The sequence below is a fragment of the Pseudomonas sp. A014 genome (assembly GCF_052378495.1).
In the GTDB taxonomy this organism is placed as follows: Bacteria; Pseudomonadota; Gammaproteobacteria; order Pseudomonadales; family Pseudomonadaceae; genus Aquipseudomonas; species Aquipseudomonas machongensis.
The window spans coordinates 5,188,277-5,210,873 of record NZ_CP199001.1 but is presented as its reverse complement, the minus strand read 5'-3'; the positions used below and the strand labels follow the sequence as shown (position 1 = coordinate 5,210,873).

Below are 22,597 nucleotides of genomic sequence, written 5' to 3'. Positions count from 1 at the left end.
GAACATTCGTTGATGAATGTTGATTTCTGGCTTTTGTCAGATCGTTCTTTAAAAATTCGGATATGTGATAGAAATAGACTGAATGCCAGTTTCACTGCTGGTAGTTCAGGCTAAGGTAAAATTTGTGAGTTCTCACGAATTTTCGGCGAATGTCGTCTTCACAGTATAACCAGATTGCTTGGGGTTATATGGTCAAGTGAAGAAGCGCATACGGTGGATGCCTTGGCAGTCAGAGGCGATGAAAGACGTGGTAGCCTGCGATAAGCTTTGGGGAGTCGGCAAACAGACTGTGATCCAGAGATCTCTGAATGGGGGAACCCACTCAGCATAAGCTGAGTATCTTGTACTGAATCCATAGGTGCAAGAGGCGAACCAGGGGAACTGAAACATCTAAGTACCCTGAGGAAAAGAAATCAACCGAGATTCCCTTAGTAGTGGCGAGCGAACGGGGACCAGCCCTTAAGTTGATTTGAGATTAGTGGAACGCTCTGGAAAGTGCGGCCATAGTGGGTGATAGCCCCGTACACGAAAGTCTCTTTTCAATGAAATCGAGTAGGACGGAGCACGAGAAACTTTGTCTGAACATGGGGGGACCATCCTCCAAGGCTAAATACTACTGACTGACCGATAGTGAACCAGTACCGTGAGGGAAAGGCGAAAAGAACCCCGGAGAGGGGAGTGAAATAGAACCTGAAACCGTATGCGTACAAGCAGTGGGAGCCTACTTTGTTAGGTGACTGCGTACCTTTTGTATAATGGGTCAGCGACTTATATTCAGTGGCGAGCTTAACCGAATAGGGGAGGCGTAGCGAAAGCGAGTCTTAATAGGGCGCTTTAGTCGCTGGGTATAGACCCGAAACCGGGCGATCTATCCATGGGCAGGTTGAAGGTTAGGTAACACTGACTGGAGGACCGAACCGACTACCGTTGAAAAGTTAGCGGATGACCTGTGGATCGGAGTGAAAGGCTAATCAAGCTCGGAGATAGCTGGTTCTCCTCGAAAGCTATTTAGGTAGCGCCTCATGTATCACTGCTGGGGGTAGAGCACTGTTTCGGCTAGGGGGTCATCCCGACTTACCAAACCGATGCAAACTCCGAATACCAGCAAGTGCCGAGCATGGGAGACACACGGCGGGTGCTAACGTCCGTCGTGAAAAGGGAAACAACCCAGACCGTCAGCTAAGGTCCCAAAGTCATGGTTAAGTGGGAAACGATGTGGGAAGGCTTAGACAGCTAGGAGGTTGGCTTAGAAGCAGCCACCCTTTAAAGAAAGCGTAATAGCTCACTAGTCGAGTCGGCCTGCGCGGAAGATGTAACGGGGCTCAAACCATGCACCGAAGCTACGGGTATCACCTTTGGTGATGCGGTAGAGGAGCGTTCTGTAAGCCTGTGAAGGTGAGTTGAGAAGCTTGCTGGAGGTATCAGAAGTGCGAATGCTGACATGAGTAACGACAATGCGAGTGAAAAACTCGCACGCCGAAAGACCAAGGTTTCCTGCGCAACGTTAATCGACGCAGGGTTAGTCGGTCCCTAAGGCGAGGCTGAAAAGCGTAGTCGATGGAAAACAGGTTAATATTCCTGTACTTCCAGTTATTGCGATGGAGGGACGGAGAAGGTTAGGCCAGCCTGGCGTTGGTTGTCCAGGTTTAAGGTGGTAGGCTGAAATCTTAGGCAAATCCGGGATTTCAAGGCCGAGAGCTGATGACGAGCGCTCTTTAGAGTGCGAAGTGGTTGATACCATGCTTCCAAGAAAAGCTCCTAAGCTTCAGATAACTGGGAACCGTACCCCAAACCGACACAGGTGGTTAGGTAGAGAATACCAAGGCGCTTGAGAGAACTCGGGTGAAGGAACTAGGCAAAATGGCACCGTAACTTCGGGAGAAGGTGCGCCGGCGAGGGTGAAGGACTTGCTCCGTAAGCCCATGCCGGTCGAAGATACCAGGCCGCTGCGACTGTTTATTAAAAACACAGCACTCTGCAAACACGAAAGTGGACGTATAGGGTGTGACGCCTGCCCGGTGCCGGAAGGTTAATTGATGGGGTTAGCGCAAGCGAAGCTCTTGATCGAAGCCCCGGTAAACGGCGGCCGTAACTATAACGGTCCTAAGGTAGCGAAATTCCTTGTCGGGTAAGTTCCGACCTGCACGAATGGCGTAACGATGGCGGCGCTGTCTCCACCCGAGACTCAGTGAAATTGAAATCGCTGTGAAGATGCAGTGTATCCGCGGCTAGACGGAAAGACCCCGTGAACCTTTACTATAGCTTTGCACTGGACTTTGAGCTTGCTTGTGTAGGATAGGTGGGAGGCTTTGAAGTGGGGACGCCAGTTCTCATGGAGCCATCCTTGAAATACCACCCTGGCAACCTTGAGGTTCTAACTCAGGTCCGTGATCCGGATCGAGGACAGTGTATGGTGGGTAGTTTGACTGGGGCGGTCTCCTCCCAAAGAGTAACGGAGGAGTACGAAGGTGCGCTCAGACCGGTCGGAAATCGGTCGTAGAGTATAAAGGCAAAAGCGCGCTTGACTGCGAGACACACACGTCGAGCAGGTACGAAAGTAGGTCTTAGTGATCCGGTGGTTCTGTATGGAAGGGCCATCGCTCAACGGATAAAAGGTACTCCGGGGATAACAGGCTGATACCGCCCAAGAGTTCATATCGACGGCGGTGTTTGGCACCTCGATGTCGGCTCATCACATCCTGGGGCTGAAGCCGGTCCCAAGGGTATGGCTGTTCGCCATTTAAAGTGGTACGCGAGCTGGGTTTAGAACGTCGTGAGACAGTTCGGTCCCTATCTGCCGTGGACGTTTGAGATTTGAGAGGGGCTGCTCCTAGTACGAGAGGACCGGAGTGGACGAACCTCTGGTGTTCCGGTTGTCACGCCAGTGGCATTGCCGGGTAGCTATGTTCGGAAGAGATAACCGCTGAAAGCATCTAAGCGGGAAACTTGCCTCAAGATGAGATCTCACTGGGATCTTGAATCCCCTGAAGGGCCGTCGAAGACTACGACGTTGATAGGTTGGGTGTGTAAGCGCTGTGAGGCGTTGAGCTAACCAATACTAATTGCCCGTGAGGCTTGACCATATAACACCCAAGCAATTTGCCTTGCAGATTGTGGTGGTGAAGACGAAACGAACCGAAAGTTCGAAGCGACTCACAAAGATCACATATCCGAATTGGCTGGCGTGTCTGCAAAGACGCACTGGCAACCGAATTTCTTGACGACCATAGAGCATTGGAACCACCTGATCCCATCCCGAACTCAGCAGTGAAACGATGCATCGCCGATGGTAGTGTGGGGTTTCCCCATGTGAGAGTAGGTCATCGTCAAGATTCATTTCGCAAAACCCCTATCTGCGCGAGCAGGTAGGGGTTTTGTCTTTCTGGCGTTCGCCAGGTCGCATCGCTCCCCCACGCCGACACCATGCACGCCACGGGACAAGCCTGCCTCTACAGGGTATGGTTCCGTCAGCGCACACCGTCTTCCAGAGAGCACCCAATGACCAACACCACGCCACTGCATCCAGGTTTCATGATCGTCCAAGGCAACCGCCTAGACGATTTGCGCAACCTGGTCGTGAGCGTGATGCGCAACTATCCCCTGGCGCCTCTGGAGAACGAAATCGCCCTGGTGCAGAGCAACGGTATTGCCCAATGGCTCAAGCTCGCACTGGCCGAAGATCCGCAGGACGATGATCAAGGCGGCTGCGGTATCGCGGCGGCCATCGACGTCCAGTTGCCCGGCACTTTCATGTGGCAGCTCTATCGCCTCGTGCTGGGCCGCGACGAGATTCCCGAGGTGTCGCTGCTCGACAAGACACCGCTGACCTGGCGCCTGGTGCGCTTGCTGCCAGCACTGATCGAGCGACCGCACTTCGAGCCACTCAAGCGCTTTCTCACCGACGACAACGACCTGCGCAAGCGCTACCAGCTCGCCGAACGTCTGGCTGACTTGTTCGACCAATACCAGGTGTACCGCGCCGACTGGCTCAAGGACTGGGCCGCTGGAGAGCACGTGCTCAACACCGCCCGCGGCGAGCGCAAGCCCCTGGCGGATGGCAACCGCTGGCAGGCCGAGTTGTGGCGTGCATTGCTCGACGATGTCGGTGCAGAGGGGATGGCGCAGAGCCGTGCCGGCGTCCATCAGCGTTTCATCGCGCGCATCGATACCCTTGAGCAAGCTCCCGCGGGCCTACCGTCGCGGGTAATCGTCTTTGGTATCTCGTCGCTGCCCGCCCAGGCCCTTGAAGCCCTGGCCGGGCTGGCCCGCTTCAGCCAGGTATTGCTGTGCGTGCACAACCCTTGCCGCCATCATTGGGGGGATATCGTCGCGGACAAAGACCTGCTCCGGCACCAGTACAAGCGCCAACAGCGCAAGCACGGCATGCCCCTGCAACTGGACGACGAATCGATGCACCAGCACGCTCATCCGCTGCTGGCCGCCTGGGGCAAGCAGGGCCGTGACTACATCAACCTGCTCGATAGCTACGATGATCCCAGCAGTTACCGTGGTGTCTTCAGCGACGGGCGCATCGACCTGTTCAGCGACGCCCAGCCCACCACGCTGCTCAACCAGTTGCAGGACGACATCCTCGAACTGCGTCCCCTGGCTGAAACCCGTGAGGCCTGGCCTGCCATCGATGCCACCCGCGACCGTTCGGTACGTTTCCACATCGCCCATAGTCCGCAGCGCGAAGTGGAGATCCTCCACGACCAGTTGCTTGCGCGCTTCAGCAGCGATCCAACCCTGCGGCCGCGCGATGTCATCGTCATGCTTCCGGCCATCGATGACTACGCCCCGCATATCCGCGCTGTCTTCGGCCAACTCGACCGCCATGATCCGCGCTACATCCCCTTCACCCTCACCGACCAGGGCCAGCGCGGCCGCGATCCATTGCTGATCGCCCTGGAGCATCTGCTCAAGCTCCCCGACAGCCGTTTCGCCGTGAGCGAGATCCTCGACCTGCTCGACGTCCCCGCCGTGCGCGCCCGCTTCGGGATCAAGGAGAGTGACCTGCCGACCCTGCACCGCTGGATCGAGGGGGCCGGCATCCGTTGGGGCCTGAGCGGTGAACAACGTGCCCGCCTCGGGTTGCCCGAAGGCCTGGAGCAGAACAGTTGGCGGTTCGGCCTGCGTCGGATGCTGCTGGGTTACGCCGTCGGTGTCGGCGAGGCCTGTGACGGCATCGAGCCCTATGACGAGATCGGTGGCCTCGACGCGGCCCTTATCGGCCCGCTGGTGGCCCTGCTCGATGCCCTGGACGTCGCGTTCCAGACGCTCGCCGAGCCGGCCAGCCCCGTGGCATGGGGCGCGCGCCTGCATGCGCTGTTGCAGGTGTTCTTCCTCGCCGAGGAGGAGCACGACGAGCTGCTGCTGGTGCAGTTGCAGGACCTGCGTGATACCTGGCTGGAAACCTGCGAGACCGTTGGCCTGCACGATCCATTGCCGCTCACGGTCGTGCGCGAGGCCTGGCTGTCGGGGCTGGACCAGGGCAAGCTGTCCCAGCGTTTCCTGGCCGGCTCGGTGAACTTCTGCACCTTGATGCCCATGCGCGCCATCCCATTCCGCGTAGTCTGCCTGCTGGGCATGAACGACGGCGACTATCCTCGCGCCCAGCCGCCGTTGGACTTCGATCTGATGGCCAGCGATTACCGTCCTGGCGATCGTTCGCGCCGCGAAGATGACCGCTACCTGCTGCTCGAGGCGCTGCTGTCTGCCCGCGACCAACTCTATGTGAGTTGGGTCGGACGCAGTATTCGCGACAACAGCGAACGCCCCGCCTCGGTGCTGGTCGGCCAGTTGCGCGACCATCTTGCCGCCGGTTGGCAGCTGGCCGGTGCCCAGCAAGGCCAGCGTGATGACCCCGGCCAGCAGTTGTTGCATGCCCTGACCCAGGAGCATCCCCTGCAACCCTTCAGCCAGCGCTACTTCCAGAAGGGCAGCGCACTGTTCAGCTACGCCCACGAATGGCAGGTCTTGCATCAGCCCGTCGAGCCGGCCTCGGAGGTCGATCAGGCGTTGCCGCCCTATGACAGCGATGAGCCACTGAACCTGACGCAACTGCAGGATTTTCTCCGCCATCCGGTCCGGCATTTCTTCAGCCAGCGCCTCAAGGTGTTTTTCGAAGCGCTGGAGGCGCCAACGCCGGACGAGGAGCCTTTCGTGCTCGATGCCCTGCAACGCTACAGCCTCAGCGAGCGCCTGCTGGGCGCTGCATTGGCCGTACCCGACGACGCCGAACAGGCGCTGCGTACCCAGGCCCGACGCCTGCAGGCATGCGGGCTGCTGCCATTGGCGGGCTTCGGCGAGTCGCTGCAGGCGGAACTGATCCAGCCCTTGCCAGACCTGCTGCAGCGCCATCGCCAGCTGTTGGAGCGCTGGCATACCGTGGTAGAGGGCGCTCTGCCGCTGCACTTCGAGCGCGGCTCGCAGCGCCTGGAAGGCTGGCTTGGGCGCGTCTATCAGGATGATGAACAGAGCCTTCTGAGCATCACCACCGTGCCCAACAGCCTGGGTGCCGGACGCAACAGCCTCAAATGGCATCGGCTGATTCCGGCGTGGGTCATGCACCTTGCGGCCTGCGCTGCCGGTTATCCGCTGCACACCGCCCTGGTCGCCAGTGACCGCACCCTGCTACTCGCACCGATGCCCTCGGCACAGGCAGGTGATCTGCTTGCCGATCTGCTGGTGGCGCGCCAGGCAGCAATGAATGCGCCCCTGCCGGTAGCGCCCAAGACTGCTTTCGCCTGGCTGGCCCAGCCAGACCCGGAAAAAGCCCAGGCTGCCGCCGAGCGCGCCTATGAAGGCGACGGCCAGAACAGCTTCGGCGAGCGCAGCGAGAGCCTTGCACTGATGCGTCAGTACCGCGACTTTGCTGCGCTCACGGCTGACGAGACCTTCGAAGGCTGGTGCGAATCCCTCTACCGACCCCTGTTTGCCGCCGCCTGGCAGACCCAAGGCAATCCGGAGACCGCCGCATGACCCAGGCCCGTCCCCTGGCCCTGAGCTTTCCCCTGCACGGCAGCCAGCTGATCGAAGCCAGTGCCGGCACCGGCAAGACTTTCACCATCTCGGCGCTCTACCTGCGTCTGATCCTCGGCCATGGTGGGGAGCAATGCTTTACCCGTGAACTGCTGCCGCCGCAGATTCTCGTCGTGACCTTCACCGACGCTGCGACCAAGGAGCTGCGCGAGCGGATTCGCGCGCGCCTGGCCGAGGCTGCACGTTTCTTCAGGGGCGAGCTGGACGACGCCGACCCCTTGCTGCACCTGCTGCGCGACGATTATCCACAGGAGCACTGGGCCCGTTGTGCCAGTCGCCTGGAAGTCGCAGTGCAGTGGATGGACGAAGCGGCGGTCTCGACCATTCACGGTTGGTGCCAGCGCATGCTGCGCGAGCATGCCTTTGACAGCGGCAGCCTCTTCACCCAGAGCCTGGAGACCGATCACAGCGAGCTGCTCGGCCAGGTCATGCGCGATTACTGGCGGCGCTTCTGCTACGGCATGCAGGGCGAAGCGCTGGCCTGGGTGCGCAGCCATTGGGTGAGCCCGGACGCGTTGCTACCGCGCATCCGCCCGCTGTTCGGCCGCGTCAGCAGGGAAGACGACGGAGCCGATCCACAGGCGCTGATCGAATCCGCCCTGCAGCGACGTCAGGCGCAACTGGGCGCGCTCAAGGCTCCCTGGGCCCAGTGGGCCGACGAGCTGCACGAAATCTGCCGCGCGGCGGTGGCCGCCAAGCAGGCCGATGGTCGCAAGTTGCAGGCGCGTTTCTTCGACCCCTGGTTCGACAAACTGCGCGCCTGGGCGGGTGATGAGCAGGCCATGGAGCTCGACCTGGGCACCGGCTTCACCCGCCTGACGCCTGCAGGCATGGCCGAGGCCTGGAAGTCGGGCGAGCCACCGGAGCATCCGGCATTGCACGCCATGGAGACACTGCGCGAAACGTTGCAGGGGCTGCCTGGCCCCGATTCGGCGGTGCTGGAACATGCTGCCGCGTGGGTGGCGGCGCGTTTCGAAGTGGAGAAGCGCCGGCGCGCCGAAATGGGCTTCGACGATATGCTGTTGCGCCTCGAGCAAGCGCTGCGTAGTGAGGCCGGCGAGCGCCTTGCCGCGCTGATCCGCGAGCAGTTCCCCGTGGCCTTGATCGACGAGTTCCAGGACACCGATCCGGTGCAGTACGGCATTTTCGAGCGCATCTACCGGATCGCCGAAAACCGCCCGGAAACCGGCCTGTTCATGATCGGCGATCCCAAGCAGGCGATCTACGCCTTCCGCGGCGCCGATATCTTCACCTACCTCGGTGCCCGCCGTGCCACGGCAGGGCGCCTGCACAGCCTGGACACCAACTACCGCTCCAGCCAGGCCATGGTCGAGGCGGTCAACCGCGTGTTCCTGCTGGCCGAGCAACGCCCCGAAGGCAAGGGGGCGTTCCTGTTCCGCGAGGCCAACGACAACCCGCTGCCGTTCATCGAAGTTCATGCCAAGGGCCGCAGCGAGCGTCTGCTGATCGACGGCCAGCCCTGTGCCGCCCTGCATTGCTGGCAGTTGCACAGTGACGAACCGGTTGCCAACACACTGTATCGTCAGCAACTGGCCGCCAGCTGCGCCAGCCATATCGTTGCCCTGCTCAACGGCGGCCAACGAGGTGTGACGGGGTTTGCCAATGCGCAGGGCGAAGTGCGCGGCTGCCTGCCTTCGGACATCGCCATCCTGGTGCGCGATGGCCGCGAGGCGCAGTTGGTCCGTGCCGAGCTGGCTGCCCGTGGGGTACGCAGTGTCTATCTGTCGGACAAGGATTCGGTCTTTGCCGCCCAGGAAGCCCACGACCTGCTGGCCTGGCTCAAGGCCTGCGCCGAGCCCGACGCCGAGCGCCTGCTCAAGGCCGCCCTGGCCAGCCTGACGCTGGACCTGCCGTTGCTCGAACTGGAGCGGCTTAACCAGGACGAGCGGGTCTGGGAAGACTGGGTGATGCGTTTTCGTCTGTACCGCGACACCTGGCAGCGCCAGGGCGTGCTACCCATGCTGCGCCGCCTGCTGCATGACTTCCAGCTGCCACGCACGTTGATCGCTCGCGCCGATGGCGAACGTGTGCTGACCAACCTGCTGCACCTGGCCGAACTGCTGCAACAGGCGGCCGGCGAGCTCGATGGCGAGCAAGCCCTGATCCGTCACCTGGCCGAGCACCTGGCCAACGCCGGGCAGGCCGGTGAAGAGCAGATCCTGCGCCTGGAGAGCGACGAGCAACTGGTCAAGGTCGTGACCATCCACAAATCCAAGGGCCTGGAGTACCCGCTGGTCTATCTGCCGTTCATCTGCACCAGCAAACCGGTGGATGGCCAGCGCCTGCCATTGGCCTGGCACGACGACGATGGCCAGGTGCTGCTGACGCTCACCCCCACCGACGAGCAGATCGCACTGGCCGACGATGAGCGTCTGGCCGAAGACCTGCGCCTGCTCTACGTGGCCCTGACCCGCGCCCAACATGCCTGCTGGCTGGGTGTTGCCGACCTCAAGCGCGGCAGCCAGAAAACCTCGCAATTGCACCGCTCGGGTCTGGGTTACCTGCTGGGCGGCGGCGCCCCATTGGCGGCTTCCGTGCAGTTGGCCGACTGGCTGCAGGCACTGTGTGCCGAGGGGGCGCCCATTGTCTGTACACCGCTGCCCGACGCTGACGAACAGTGTTATCGCGCGCCGCAGGACGGCGCTGAACACCTGCCTGCACGCAAGCCGCGCCGCGCCGCGGCAGAGCAGTGGTGGATCGCCTCCTACAGTGCCTTGCGCGTCGGCGACCAGAGTCTCGGCGCCGACAGCTCCCAGGCCCAGCAATTGCTCGACGATGAGAACGTCGACGCACAGCGGCTGCGTGAAGTCCCGGCGGAAAACGGCGATATCCACCGCTTCCCTCGCGGGCCGAACCCCGGCACCTTCCTTCACGGCCTGCTCGAGTGGGCCGGGCGTGAAGGGTTTGCCGACGTGGTCAGCCAGCCTGCGTTGATCGAACGCACTGTCGGCCAACGCTGCAACCGCCGCGACTGGACCGGCTGGATCCCGACCTTGGTGCCCTGGCTGCAGCAGTTGCTGACGCAGGCCATGCCGCTGTCGCCGGATGGCCCGGTCCTGACCCTGGCGCAGCTTCAGCAGTACCAGATCGAGATGGAGTTCTGGTTCGCCAGCCATCAGGTCGACGTGCTGCGCCTCGATCAGCTCGTCGTCCGCCACACCCAAGATGGCGCCGCGCGACCGGCAGCGCTGGCGACCCAGCTCAATGGCATGTTCAAGGGCTTCATCGACCTGGCGTTCGAGCTGGACGGGCGCTACTACGTGGCCGACTACAAGTCCAACTGGCTCGGCCCCGATGGCAGCGCCTACAGTGCCCTGGCCATGGAACAGGCGATCCTCGACCACCGCTACGACTTGCAGTACGTGCTCTACCTGCTGGCCCTGCATCGCCAGTTGCGCGCACGGCTGCCCGACTACGACTACGACCGCCATGTGGGCGGTGCCCTGTTCATCTTCCTGCGCGGTATCGGCAGCGCCGGTCATGGCCTGTATTTCGCCCGGCCGCCCCGTGAGCTGATCGAGCAGCTCGATGCGTTGTTTCGCGGCGCCTGTGCGCCCGAGCAGCAGGACCTGTTTGCCGGAGCCGCACCATGAGCCGCACCCTCGATGACCTGTTGCCGACACCGTTGCAGGCCGAGCACCTGGCGGCCCTTGCGCCGTTGAAACACAGCCAGGACCTGCTGGCCCTGCTCGACCGTTGGGTCGAACGCGGTTGGTTGCGTGCGCTGGACCGAGCATTCGTCAGCTTCCTCGAGGAGCGTGAGGCGGGCAGCGATCCCTTGCTGTTGCTGGCTGCGGCGCTGGCCAGTCACCAGTTGGGGCATGGGCATGTCTGCCTCGACCTCGAGCAGACCCTGGCCGAGCCCGATTTCGCCTTGTCGCTGCCGCCAGAGGGCGATGCGCTGGCGGGGCCGTTGCTGTTGCCGTCACAGTTGCTCACCACGCTCGAACCGAGCACCTGGCGCCAGCGCATCGCGGCCAGTCGGCTGGTGGCGTTGGGTGATGCCGAGGGCCAGGATGCGCGGCCCCTGGTACTCAGCGGCCAGCGTCTGTACCTGCGCCGTTACTGGAGCTATGAACGGCGTATCGACCGGTCGCTGCAGCAACGCATCGTGGCAGACGAGTCGATTCCCGCCGACCTGCCCGCGCGCCTGGCGCAGTTGTTCGAGGACGGCGCCCCGGCCGGTCAGGTGGACTGGCAGAAGCTCGCCTGTGCCCTGGCGACGCGTGCCGCGTTCAGCATCATCACCGGTGGCCCGGGCACCGGCAAGACCACCACGGTCGTACGCTTGCTGGCCTTGCTCCAAGGGCCGGCGGTGGAGCAGGGCAGGCCCTTGCGCATCCGCCTGGCGGCACCCACCGGCAAGGCTGCTGCGCGCCTGACCGAATCCATCGGCCAACAGGTCGAGCGTTTGCGGGTCAGCGCCGAGGTGCGGGCGCAGATTCCTACCGAAGTGAGCACGGTACACCGCCTGCTGGGCAGTCGCCCCGGTTCGCGGCATTTTCGGCATCACGCCGGTAACCCACTGCCGCTGGACGTGCTGGTGGTCGATGAAGCGTCGATGATCGATCTGGAAATGATGGCCAACCTGCTTGATGCCTTGCCAGCGCAGGCTCGCCTGGTGCTGCTGGGCGACAAGGACCAGTTGGCCTCGGTGGAGGCCGGCGCGGTGCTCGGCGACCTGTGTCGGTATGCCGAAGAGGGGCGTTACACGCCCGCCACCCAGGCCTGGCTCGAGCAGGTCGGTGGTCAGTCGCTGCAGGGCAGCGGTCTGCAGCCAGGTGATGCGCACCAGCATGCGCTGGCCCAGCAGGTGGTGATGTTGCGTTACTCCCGGCGTTTCGGCGAAGGCAGTGGCATTGGCCAGTTGGCGCGCCTGGTCAACCTGCAGCAAGCCCGCCAGGCGCGGGATCTGCTGAGCATGCCGCCTGAGGATGTGTTCGGCCTGTCCCTGCGCGGCGAGCATGACCGCGCCTTCGATCGTCTGCTGCTGGACGGCCTGGGCCGCGGTGAGGACGGCCCGCAGGGGTATCGCCACTATCTGCGCAGTATCGGTCGCCATCGGCCGGCGCCCGGCACCTCCGCCGATGCCCCGGTGTGGGAGCAATGGGCTGCCCTGGTGCTCAACAGCTTCGAAAGCTTCCAGCTGCTGTGCGCGGTGCGCAAAGGGCCCTGGGGGGTGGAAGGGCTGAACGAGCGTGTGGCGCGGGTGCTGCACAACGCTGGGCTGATCGACACCCGCCAGCCCTGGTACGAGGGCCGTCCGGTGCTGGTCACGCGCAATGACTACGGCCTCGGCCTGATGAACGGTGATATCGGCATCGCCCTGCGCCTGCCCGACGAGAATGGCGAGCCATTGCTGAGGGTCGCCTTCCCGCGTAACGACGGCTCGGGCGGGGTGCGCTTCGTGTTGCCCAGTCGCCTCAATGAAGTGGAAACGGTGTTCGCCATGACCGTACACAAGTCCCAGGGCTCGGAGTTCAGCCATACCGCGCTGGTGTTGCCTGATGCGCTCAATCCCGTGCTGACCAAGGAACTGGTGTACACCGGCATCACCCGTGCCAAGCACTGCTTCAGCCTGGTGGAACCACGGGGGGGGGTCTTTGAGGAGGCTGTCGAGCGCAAGGTGCGTCGGATTTCTGGCCTAATGCTCGACCAAGGGTGACATTCGTCAATACCTTGGCACTGCGGCCTTATGCTATCGTGCGGGTTATCTGAATCTAATTTGAGAGATTTCCCACATGACAGTGGTTGTCTCGCCCAGGGGGCGAGTGACGGGCTGTGTGCTTTCGCTAGTGATTGCCGCCCTGTCGCTGTTCGCCTCACCTGCCTGGGCGGACCTCCCTGCCACTGCAGCCCAGGTGCAGCAACGCGCCAAAGCGGTGACCCAGGTCGTGCTGGGTATCTTCAGCTATGCCCGCTGGCCTGCTGATCCTTCGCCGCTGCGCCTGTGCCTGGTTGGCCCCACCGAATATGCCGACGACCTGATCAAGGGCAATGTGCAGAATGCCGGCCAGCCCCTGCAGGTGCGTCGCCTGCTGGTCGGCGATTCGGGCGTTTCCGGCGCCTGCGACGCGGTGTACATCGGCAAGCTCGACGCCGGACAGCGTGACCGCCTGTTCCAGGCCCTGGTCGGGCATCCGGTCCTGAGCATCAGCGAGGCCGATGACCCGTGCACCGTCGGCAGCCTGTTCTGCCTGCACGTCGATGACGAACAGGTCAGCTTCGATGTGAACCTCGACTCGGTGGCGCGCAGTGGCGTGCGCATCCACCCCAGCGTGCTGCAGTTGTCGCGGCGCAGGGCGGCGCAACCATGAAACTTACCGGCAGCCGCAGGAAGCGGCCGACCTTGCGGTCAGTGCTGGGGCGAGGGCACCTGGGTGTCGCGCTGATTGCGGTCGGACTCGTGGGCGTCTCCCTGACCGTGCTGGGGGTAGCGGCATTGCGCGTCTATGCCAATCACAACCTGCACCTGATCGCCCGCTCGATCAGTTATACCGTGGAGGCGGCGGTGGTGTTCGACGACAGCGGGGCGGCCAGTGAAGCCCTGGCGGTGATTGCCGCCACCGAAGAGGTGGCAGATGCCAAGGTCTTCGACAGCCAGGGGGAGCTGCTGGCGCACTGGCAACGCGATGACACGGGCTTGCTGGCACCACTGCAGCGCCAGGTGGCCAAGGCCTTGCTGGGCGAGGCCATCCACCTGCCGATCGTCCGTCAGCAGCGCGCGGTCGGGCACATCGAGCTGCTGGGCCAGGGCGGCAGCCTGCTGCGTTTCCTGCTCAGCGGCCTGGCGGGCATCCTCTTTTGCAGCTTGCTCAGCGCCGCAGTCGCCATCCACCTTTCGCGCCGGCTGTTCGGCGATATCGTCCGTCCTCTGCGGGGCCTGGCCAGCGTCGCCCATGCGGCGCGGCGCGAGCGCAGCTTCGACCGGCGCGTGCCCGAGGCGCGAATTGCCGAGCTCAATGAGCTGGGCAACGACTTCAACGCCCTGCTCGACGAGCTGGAAGTCTGGCAGAGCCATTTGCAGAGCGAGAACGAGACCCTCGCGCACCAAGCCAGCCATGACAGCCTCACCGGTCTGCCCAATCGCGCCTTCTTCGAAGGGCGCCTCAACCGTTGCCTGCGCAACGCCGCCCGGCAGCAGGACCATCTGGCGCTGCTGTTCCTCGACAGTGACCACTTCAAGCAAATCAATGACAACCTCGGCCATGCCGTTGGCGACGAGGTGCTGATCAATATCGCCAGCCGCGTGCGTGCGCAGTTGCGCGAGCACGACCTGGTGGCGCGCCTTGGCGGTGACGAATTCGCGGTACTGCTGACCCCCCTTCATTCGCGCGAGGATGCCCAGCGCATCGCCGAGAAGATCGTCGCCAGCATGAAGCTGCCGATCCTGCTGGACGATGGCCAGCGCGTCAGCACCTCGCTGAGTGTCGGTATCGCCTATTACCCAGACGATGGCCAGGATTCGGCCAGTCTGCTCAATGCCGCCGATGCGGCGATGTACCAGGCCAAGCGCAATCGGCGCGGCCATTGGCAAGTGGCCCAGACGGAACGCTGAGCCACGGATATGAACAACAGGAGCTGAACCGTGAAACACCCCTTTTCCCGACTGCGTTTTCCCTTGCTGGCCATGTTGCTGGCGGTGTTGGCCTTGACCGGCTGCCAGACCGTGCCGCCCAGCGGGCTGAGCCCTGAACAGATTGCCGTGCTCAAGCGCGAAGGATTTACCCCAAGCGACGAGGGCTGGGCGTTCGACCTGTCGGGCAAGGTACTGTTCGGCAGTGACCTGGACGGACTCAACGGCCAGAGCCAGGCGATTGTCGAACGGATCGGCAAGGCATTGCTGTCGGTGGGTATCGAGCATGTACGCGTCGATGGCCATGCCGATGCCTCGGGCAAGGCGGCCTATAACCAGCAGCTCTCGGAGCGCCGGGCCCAGAGTGTGGCCAAGGCGTTGATCAACGTCGGCATGCAGCCGCACAACATCGAGACGCGCGGGTTGGGCAGCAGTCAGCCGGTGGCGGACAACCGCACCAGTGCCGGGCGTACCGAGAATCGGCGGGTGTCGATCGTGGTGGCCTCGAACTGAGGAATGGGGGAAGGGCACCGGTGCCATCCGCCTCAATCCTGCGCAAACACCATTTCCCGTGTCTGCCCCATCAACAGCGGCGCATTCGCCTCGGTCACATCGCGGATGTAATCCCAGAGCAAGGTGATCCGTTTCAACTTGCGCAGGTCCTCTCGGCAGTACATCCAGAACTGCCGCGTCACCTCCACCTCCTGCGGTAGCACCGTCACCAGCCGTTCGTCCTGCGCCGCCAGGAAGCAGGGCAGGATCGCCAGCCCGCGCCCCTGCAGGGCAGCGGTGTACTGCGCGATCACGCTGGTGCTGCGCAGGTGGGCGCTGGCGTTGGGGATCAGGTTGGCCAGGTACAGCAGCTCGGAACTGAATGCCAGGTCGTCCACGTAGCTGATGAACGGATGGCGCACCAGGTCGGCGACCTGGCGGATCGGTTCGTGGTGGTCGAGGTACTCACGGGTCGCATAGAGGCGCAGGCGGTAGTCGCACAGCTTGCAGCACACGTAGGGCCCATGCTCGGGGCGCTCCAGGGCGATGACGATGTCAGCTTCGCGCTTGGACAGGCTGATGAAGTGCGGCAGCGGCAGAATGTCCACCGAGATCGCCGGCCAGGTGTCGACGAAGCGGCTCAACTGTGGGGTGACGAAGAAGCTGCCGAAGCCCTCGGTGCACCCCATGCGTATGTGCCCCGACAGCGCAACGCCCGAGCCCGACACCTGCTCGCAGGCCATGTGCAGGGTGCTTTCGATCGACTCGGCATAGCCCAGCAGGCGCTGGCCTTCGGCGGTGAGCACGAAACCGTTGGTTCGCGATTTCTCGAACAGCAAGGTACCCATCGCCCCTTCCAGCGAGCTGATGCGCCGCGACACCGTGGTGTAGTCCACGGCCAGGCGTTTGGCTGCACTGCTGGCCTTGCGGGTGCGCGCTACCTCAAGAAAGAACTTGAGGTCGTCCCAGTTCAGCGCGCTGAGGGAGGTCAGGTCTTTTTGCATGTTGATCCGGTTTTTTTGTGCATTCTTGTTGGATGTTTGCACATCTATACTCGAACTCAGCCCCTGCACGCCACCCCGTTCGCTGCGGCGTAGGCGTCTTCGTTCCGACAATAATTCCAAGGAGAGCGCAGATGAACGCACCCCACACGCCCCACACCCAGGTCGAGCAGGTCAAGCTGCTGATCGACGGCCAATGGGTCGAGTCCAAGACCACCGAATGGCGCGACATCGTCAACCCGGCCACCCAGCAGGTACTGGCGCGCGTTCCTTTCGCCACTACCGAGGAAGTCGCCGCGGCAGTCGCTGCTGGTGAACGAGCCTTCAAGACCTGGCGTGACACGCCGATCGGCGCGCGCATGCGCATCATGCTCAAGTTGCAGGCGTTGATCCGCGAGCACAGCAAGCGCATCGCCGCGACCCTGAGCGCCGAGCAAGGCAAGACCCTGGCCGATGCCGAGGGCGATATCTTCCGTGGTCTGGAAGTGGTCGAACATGCCGCGTCCATCGGCACCCTGCAGATGGGCGAGTTCGCCGAGAACGTCGCCGGTGGCGTCGACACCTACACCCTGCGCCAGCCCATCGGTGTGTGCGCCGGCATCACCCCGTTCAACTTCCCGGCGATGATCCCGCTGTGGATGTTCCCGATGGCCATCGTCTGCGGCAACACCTTCGTCCTCAAACCCTCCGAGCAGGACCCACTGTCGACCATGATGCTGGTCGAGCTGGCGCTCGAAGCCGGCGTGCCGGCCGGTGTGCTCAACGTGGTGCACGGCGGCAAGCAGGTGGTCGATGCGATCTGCACCCACCCGGACATCAAGGCGATCTCCTTCGTCGGCTCCACCGAGGTGGGCACCCATGTCTACAACCTGGGCAGCCAGCACGGCAAGCGCGTGCAGTCGATGATGGGCGCCAAGAACCACGCCGTGGTACTGCCTGACGCCAACCGCACCCAGACCATCAACGCGTTGGTCGGCGCGGCCTTCGGTGCGGCAGGCCAGCGTTGCATGGCCACGTCAGTGGCGGTGCTGGTGGGCAAGGCGCGTGAATGGCTGCCGGATATCAAGGCGGCGGCAAGCAAGCTCAAGGTCAATGCCGGCAGCGAGCCGGGCACCGATGTCGGGCCGGTGGTTTCCAAGCGCGCCAAGGAGCGTGTGCTGGGGCTGATCGAAAGCGGCATCAAGGAAGGCGCCAAGCTCGAGCTGGATGGCCGCGACGTGAAGGTGCCGGGGTACGAGCAGGGCAACTTCGTCGGCCCGACCCTGTTCTCCGGGGTGAAGACCGACATGCAGATCTACACCCAGGAAATCTTCGGCCCGGTGCTGGTCACCCTCGAGGTCGATACCCTCGACGAGGCCATCGCCCTGGTCAACGCCAACCCGTTCGGCAATGGCACCGGCCTGTTCACCCAGAGCGGCGCGGCAGCGCGCAAGTTCCAGAGCGAGATCGACATCGGCCAGGTCGGCATCAACATCCCGATTCCGGTGCCGGTGCCGTTCTTCAGCTTCACCGGTTCGCGCGGCTCCAAGCTCGGCGACCTCGGCCCGTACGGCAAGCAGGTGGTGCAGTTCTACACTCAGACCAAGACCGTCACCGCCCGCTGGTTCGACGACGACAGCGTCAATGACGGTGTGAACACCACCATCAGCCTGCGCTAAGGAGACTGCCATGCGCATTGCATTCATCGGTCTGGGCAACATGGGCGCGCCCATGGCCCGCAACCTGATCAAGGCCGGGCATCAGCTCAACCTGTTCGACCTGAACAAGACCGTGCTGGCCGAGCTTGCCGAACTGGGCGGGCAGATCAGCACCTCGCCCAAGGATGCCGCCGCCAACAGCGAGCTGGTGATCACCATGCTGCCGGCCGCGGCCCATGTGCGCGGCGTGTACCTGAACGAGGACGGCGTGCTCGCCGGCATTCGCCCCGGCACGCCGGCGGTGGACTGCAGCACCATCGACCCGCAGACCGCCCGCGACGTGTCCAAGGCCGCAGCGGCCAAGGGCATCGACCTGGGTGATGCGCCGGTGTCCGGTGGCACCGGCGGCGCGGCGGCCGGCACCCTGACCTTCATGGTCGGCGCCAGCCCCGAACTGTTCGCCACGCTCAAGCCGGTGCTCGAACAGATGGGGCGCAACATCGTGCACTGCGGTGAGGTCGGCACTGGCCAGATCGCCAAGATCTGCAACAACCTGCTGCTGGGCATCTCGATGATCGGCGTGTCCGAGGCGATGGCCCTTGGCAACGCGCTGGGGATCGACACCCAGGTGCTGGCCGGCATCATCAACAGCTCGACGGGCCGTTGCTGGAGTTCGGATACCTACAACCCCTGGCCGGGCGTGATCGAGACCGCCCCGGCATCGCGCGGTTACACCGGTGGTTTCGGTGCGGAACTGATGCTCAAGGACCTGGGCCTGGCGACCGAGGCCGCGCGCCAGGCGCACCAGCCGGTGATCCTCGGCGCTGTGGCGCAGCAGCTGTACCAGGCCATGAGCTTGCGAGGCGAGGGCGGCAAGGATTTCTCGGCGATCGTCGAGGGGTATCGCAAGAAGGATTGATACGCGAGTGGGCTTGATCGCGGGCTGGATGGCCTTTCCCCTGTAACTGCGCACCAGGGGGAGGGCGCCGGTTCCGCGATTTTTTTTGCCCGCTGCACGCGGCTCAGTCTGGTAGCAGGCGATCGCGACTGTTGGACAAGTGCAGGCAGATCGCCGCCCTGGCCGCTTCCGGGTCCTGTCGGCGGATGGCGTTGAGAATCGCCTCGTGCTCCAGGTTGGCCAGATAAGCATGCCCCGCCAGGTTGGCCCCGGCTCGCTCGGCCTGGGCCATGCGCTTGCGCGGGATCAGGCCATCACCCAGTTGCGCCATCATCTCGCTGAAATACAGGTTGCCGGTGGCCTCGGCGATCAGCAGGTGGAAGCGCCGGTCGGCTTCGATGCAGCTGTCACCGGCGGCGGCCAGGTCCTGGTAGTCGTCCAGGGCCTGGCGCATCTGCGCCAGTTGCCGGTCGTTGCGGCGCAGGGCTGCCAGCGCGGCGGCCTGGCCCTCCAGGCCGATGCGCAGCTCCAGCAGGTCGCGCACGCTGGCCGCGTTCTCGGGGCCTACGCGCAGGCCGGAACGGGCCTGGCGCTCGATGACGAACGTACCGATCCCGTGACGTGCCTGCACCAGGCCCGCAGCCTGCAGCTTCGACAGCGCCTCGCGGACCACGGTGCGACTGACGCCGTAGTCGCGCACCAAGGTGTTTTCCGAGGGCAGCTTGTCGCCCGGCTTGAAAGTGCCCAGCAGCAATTGCTGGGTGAGGCTCGAGACCAGGTCGTGGGCGCGGCTGTGGGAGCGGGGCATGGGATGGGCTCGAAGGTAGTACCTGTGGGAGCGGCGGTTCGCCGCTGCGACTTGTCCCACCAAAGGACTCGGCTGAACGTCCTCACATTACTTGTATGACAAGTTATCCACAAAGATTTTTTCATCCAGATATTCACTCTCTCATTGCCTTGGGTAATCGACCTAATAAAAGCATTTCGCCGATTTTTACTCATTTAATCGCTTGTATTTTGCATTTTTCGCTCAACTTTCAACTTGTCGTACAACTCCGCCAGGAATATGCTCGTTTCCACCTGGATGTCAGACAACTGCCTCGTCTACCACCAGCACCCTCAATAAAAACAATGACTGGGAGATATCCCGTGAACGACACCCCCCCTGCGTCTGCCTTGCCCGGCGGCGATGCGCTGGCCAGCGCCGTGGCCAAGGTCAAGCGCCATGTCCTGCCGCTGTTCGTCATCATGTTCGTGGTCAACTACCTGGACCGCGTCAATATCGGCTTCGTCCGCCCGCACCTTGAAAGCGACCTGGGCATCAGCGCCGCCGCCTATGGTTTCGGTGCCGGTCTGTTCTTCATTGGCTATGCGTTGTTCGAGGTGCCGTCGAACATGCTGCTGCAACGGGTCGGTGCGCGTCTGTGGCTGACCCGCATCATGTTCACCTGGGGCCTGGTCGCCACCGCCATGGCCTTCGTGCAGAACGAGACCCAGTTCTACGTGCTGCGTTTTCTGCTCGGGGTCGCCGAAGCCGGCTTCTTCCCCGGGGTGATCTACTACTTCACCCGCTGGCTGCCCGCCGCTGAACGTGGCAAGGCGATTGCCATCTTTCTCAGCGGCTCGGCCCTGGCCTCGCTGATCTCCGGGCCACTGGCCGGTGCGCTGATGCAGATCCAGGGCATGGGCCTGCACGGCTGGCAATGGATGCTGTTCATCGAGGGCATGGCCTCGGTGATCCTGTGCTTCTTCGTGTTCTTCTGGCTCGACTCCCGCCCGCAGGATGCCAAGTGGCTGAGCCAGGCCGAGCAGCATGCGCTGGTCGAAGCCATCGACCGCGAGCAGCGCGAGCGAGAGGCGGACGGGGTGATCAAGACCTCGGCCTGGCGCCTGCTCAAGGACCGCCAGATCCTGCTGTTCTGCCTGATCTACTTCTGCATCCAGTTGACCATCTACGCCGCGACCTTCTGGCTGCCGAGCATCATCAAGCGCATGGGCGAGCTGAGCGACCTGCAGGTCGGCTTCTTCAACTCGATCCCCTGGCTGATCTCGATCCTGGCGATGTACGCCTTCGCCGCCGGGGCCGCACGCTGGAGATTCCAGCAAGCCTGGGTCGCCGCCGCGCTGGTGGTGGCCGCCATCGGCATGTTCATGTCGACCACGGGCGGGCCGGTGTTCGCCTTCGTTTCGGTGTGCTTCGCCGCCATCGGCTTCAAGGCCGCCTCGTCGCTGTTCTGGCCGATTCCGCAGGGGTACCTGGATGCGCGCATCGCTGCGGCGGTGATCGCACTGATCAACTCGGTGGGCAACCTTGGCGGCTTCGTTGCGCCCACCACCTTCGGCCTGCTCGAGCAGCAGACCGGCTCGATCCAGGGCGGGCTGTATGGCCTGGCGGTGACCTCGGTGCTGGCCGCCATCGCCGTGTTCTTCGTCCGCACCCGTGTCAAGGGTGCCCCTGTCCCTGACCTCAAGGCCTCATCGGCCCTGGGCCAATCCCATTGAACGCCTGCCAGACAAGGACAATGACCATGCAGACGACGCCTCACTCCTCGACCCCGGTGATCACCGACCTGCGCGTAATTCCGGTCGCCGGCCACGACAGCATGCTGCTCAACCTGAGTGGCGCCCACGGCCCGTTCTTCACCCGCAACATCGTGGTGCTGCGCGACAGCGCCGGCAACACCGGCCTGGGCGAAGTGCCTGGCGGCGAGAACATCCGCCAGACCCTCGAAGACAGCCGCAGCCTGGTGGTCGGCCAGCCGATCGGCCATTACCAGCGCGTGCTCAATGCCATGCGCCAGACCTTCGCCAACCGCGATGCAGGCGGGCGCGGGCTGCAGACCTTCGACCTGCGTATCACCGTGCATGCAGTGACCGCCATCGAGTCGGCCCTGCTCGACCTGCTCGGCCAGCACCTGAACGTGCCGATGGCAGCGCTGCTGGGTGAAGGCCAGCAGCGCGAGTCGGTAAAGATGCTCGGCTACCTGTTCTACATCGGCGACCGTACCCGCACCGATCTGGCCTACCGCAACGAAGCCGAGGCCGATGACGACTGGCTACGCTTGCGCCACGAGCAAGCCCTGACGCCCGAGGCGGTGGTGCGCCTGGCCGAGGCCGCCAAGGCCCGCTACGGCTTCAACGACTTCAAGCTCAAGGGGGGCGTGCTGCGTGGCGAGGAAGAGATGGAGGCTGTCACTGCGCTGGCCGAGCGTTTCCCCGAAGCGCGCATCACCCTCGACCCCAACGGTGCCTGGTCGTTGAAGGAGGCCATTGCCCTGTGCCGCGACAAGCACGATGTGCTGGCCTACGCCGAGGATCCGTGCGGCGCGGAGAATAGTTATTCCGGCCGCGAAGTGATGGCTGAGTTCCGCCGCGCCACCGGCCTGCCCACCGCCACCAACATGATCGCCACCGACTGGCGGCAGATGGGCCACGCCATCCAGTCGCAGTCGGTGGACATCCCGTTGGCCGACCCGCATTTCTGGACCTTGCAGGGCTCGGTGCGGGTGGCGCAGATGTGCCATGACTGGGGCCTGACCTGGGGTTCGCACTCCAACAACCACTTCGATATTTCGCTGGCCATGTTCACCCAGGCGGCGGCTGCCGCGCCGGGCGAGATCACCGCAATCGACACCCACTGGATCTGGCAGGACGGCCAGCGTCTGACCCGCGAGCCGCTGCGTATCGTCGACGGCCATGTACGGGTGCCGACGCGGCCGGGGTTGGGCGTCGAACTGGATGAAGACCAGTTGATGAAAGCCCATGAGTGCTACCGCAACATGGGCCTTGGCGCGCGGGATGACAGCGTGGCGATGCAGTTCCTGGTGCCGGGGTGGACCTTCGACAACAAACGGCCTTGCCTGGTGCGTTGAGGCGATTGACCCGCCTGTGTGCAGGCTTGCCCGTGAAAAGGATCGCGCAGTGATTGGTG

The 22,597-nt window shown here is 63.4% G+C and carries 12 protein-coding genes and 2 rRNA genes; 12 read left to right on the top strand and 2 right to left on the bottom strand.

Annotated elements, in window-relative coordinates:
* Positions 1-190 precede the first annotated feature (190 nt).
* The 8 genes from ACTYOL_RS24190 (at position 191) to ACTYOL_RS24155 (ending at position 15,151) form a co-directional block, all read left to right on the top strand.
* Positions 191-3,083: ribosomal RNA gene (locus tag ACTYOL_RS24190) — 23S ribosomal RNA — on the top strand.
* A 133-nt stretch (positions 3,084-3,216) separates the two neighbouring features.
* Positions 3,217-3,332: ribosomal RNA gene (gene rrf / locus ACTYOL_RS24185) — 5S ribosomal RNA — on the top strand.
* Between the two features lie 166 nt (positions 3,333-3,498).
* A complete protein-coding gene (gene recC / locus ACTYOL_RS24180) occupies positions 3,499-6,981 on the top strand; it encodes an exodeoxyribonuclease V subunit gamma (RefSeq protein WP_444757219.1) in 3,483 nt (1,160 codons plus the stop codon).
* Positions 6,978-10,655: an exodeoxyribonuclease V subunit beta gene (recB, locus tag ACTYOL_RS24175; protein WP_444757218.1), complete on the top strand. Its 3,678-nt coding sequence runs from the start codon at positions 6,978-6,980 to the stop codon at positions 10,653-10,655. The genes recC and recB overlap by 4 nt, the downstream gene beginning before the upstream one ends.
* A complete protein-coding gene (gene recD / locus ACTYOL_RS24170) occupies positions 10,652-12,727 on the top strand; it encodes an exodeoxyribonuclease V subunit alpha (RefSeq protein WP_444757217.1) in 2,076 nt (691 codons plus the stop codon). The genes recB and recD overlap by 4 nt, the downstream gene beginning before the upstream one ends.
* 76 nt (positions 12,728-12,803) lie before the next feature.
* Positions 12,804-13,379, top strand: a complete 576-nt coding sequence (locus ACTYOL_RS24165) for a YfiR family protein (RefSeq protein WP_232233629.1) — start codon at positions 12,804-12,806, stop codon at positions 13,377-13,379.
* Positions 13,376-14,620 (top strand): diguanylate cyclase domain-containing protein, encoded by a 1,245-nt coding sequence (locus tag ACTYOL_RS24160; protein WP_444757216.1) that lies wholly within the window; start codon positions 13,376-13,378, stop codon positions 14,618-14,620. The genes ACTYOL_RS24165 and ACTYOL_RS24160 overlap by 4 nt, the downstream gene beginning before the upstream one ends.
* Before the next feature lie 72 nt (positions 14,621-14,692).
* Positions 14,693-15,151, top strand: coding sequence for an OmpA family protein (locus tag ACTYOL_RS24155; RefSeq protein WP_197893298.1), 459 nt, complete (start codon positions 14,693-14,695; stop codon positions 15,149-15,151).
* A 32-nt stretch (positions 15,152-15,183) separates the two neighbouring features.
* On the opposite strand, the gene ACTYOL_RS24150 is transcribed toward ACTYOL_RS24155, so the two are convergent.
* Positions 15,184-16,134, bottom strand: a complete 951-nt coding sequence (locus tag ACTYOL_RS24150; RefSeq protein WP_054894277.1) for a LysR family transcriptional regulator — start codon at positions 16,132-16,134, stop codon at positions 15,184-15,186.
* Positions 16,135-16,265: 131 nt separating this feature from the next.
* Here ACTYOL_RS24150 and ACTYOL_RS24145 point away from each other — a divergent pair, with 131 nt between their 5' ends.
* Both ACTYOL_RS24145 and mmsB read left to right on the top strand, forming a co-directional pair.
* Positions 16,266-17,789: a CoA-acylating methylmalonate-semialdehyde dehydrogenase gene (locus tag ACTYOL_RS24145; RefSeq protein WP_402766881.1), complete on the top strand. Its 1,524-nt coding sequence runs from the start codon at positions 16,266-16,268 to the stop codon at positions 17,787-17,789.
* A 10-nt stretch (positions 17,790-17,799) separates the two neighbouring features.
* Complete coding sequence (gene mmsB, locus ACTYOL_RS24140; RefSeq protein ID WP_054894279.1) at positions 17,800-18,687, top strand: 3-hydroxyisobutyrate dehydrogenase; 888 nt, start codon at positions 17,800-17,802, stop codon at positions 18,685-18,687.
* A gap of 103 nt (positions 18,688-18,790) precedes the next feature.
* Here the strand turns inward: mmsB and ACTYOL_RS24135 are convergent, their stop codons facing one another.
* Positions 18,791-19,474 carry a FadR/GntR family transcriptional regulator gene (locus ACTYOL_RS24135; RefSeq protein WP_444757215.1) on the bottom strand — a complete coding sequence of 228 codons (684 nt, stop codon included), beginning with the start codon at positions 19,472-19,474 and terminating at the stop codon, positions 18,791-18,793.
* A 341-nt stretch (positions 19,475-19,815) separates the two neighbouring features.
* Between ACTYOL_RS24135 and ACTYOL_RS24130 the strand changes: the two genes are divergently transcribed.
* Both ACTYOL_RS24130 and gudD read left to right on the top strand, forming a co-directional pair.
* The gene (locus ACTYOL_RS24130) at positions 19,816-21,168 is read left to right on the top strand and encodes an MFS transporter (RefSeq protein WP_444757214.1); all 1,353 of its coding nucleotides are present in this window, start codon (positions 19,816-19,818) and stop codon (positions 21,166-21,168) included.
* A 20-nt stretch (positions 21,169-21,188) separates the two neighbouring features.
* A complete protein-coding gene (gudD, locus tag ACTYOL_RS24125; protein WP_197893271.1) occupies positions 21,189-22,538 on the top strand; it encodes a glucarate dehydratase in 1,350 nt (449 codons plus the stop codon).
* Positions 22,539-22,597: the final 59 nt, after the last annotated feature.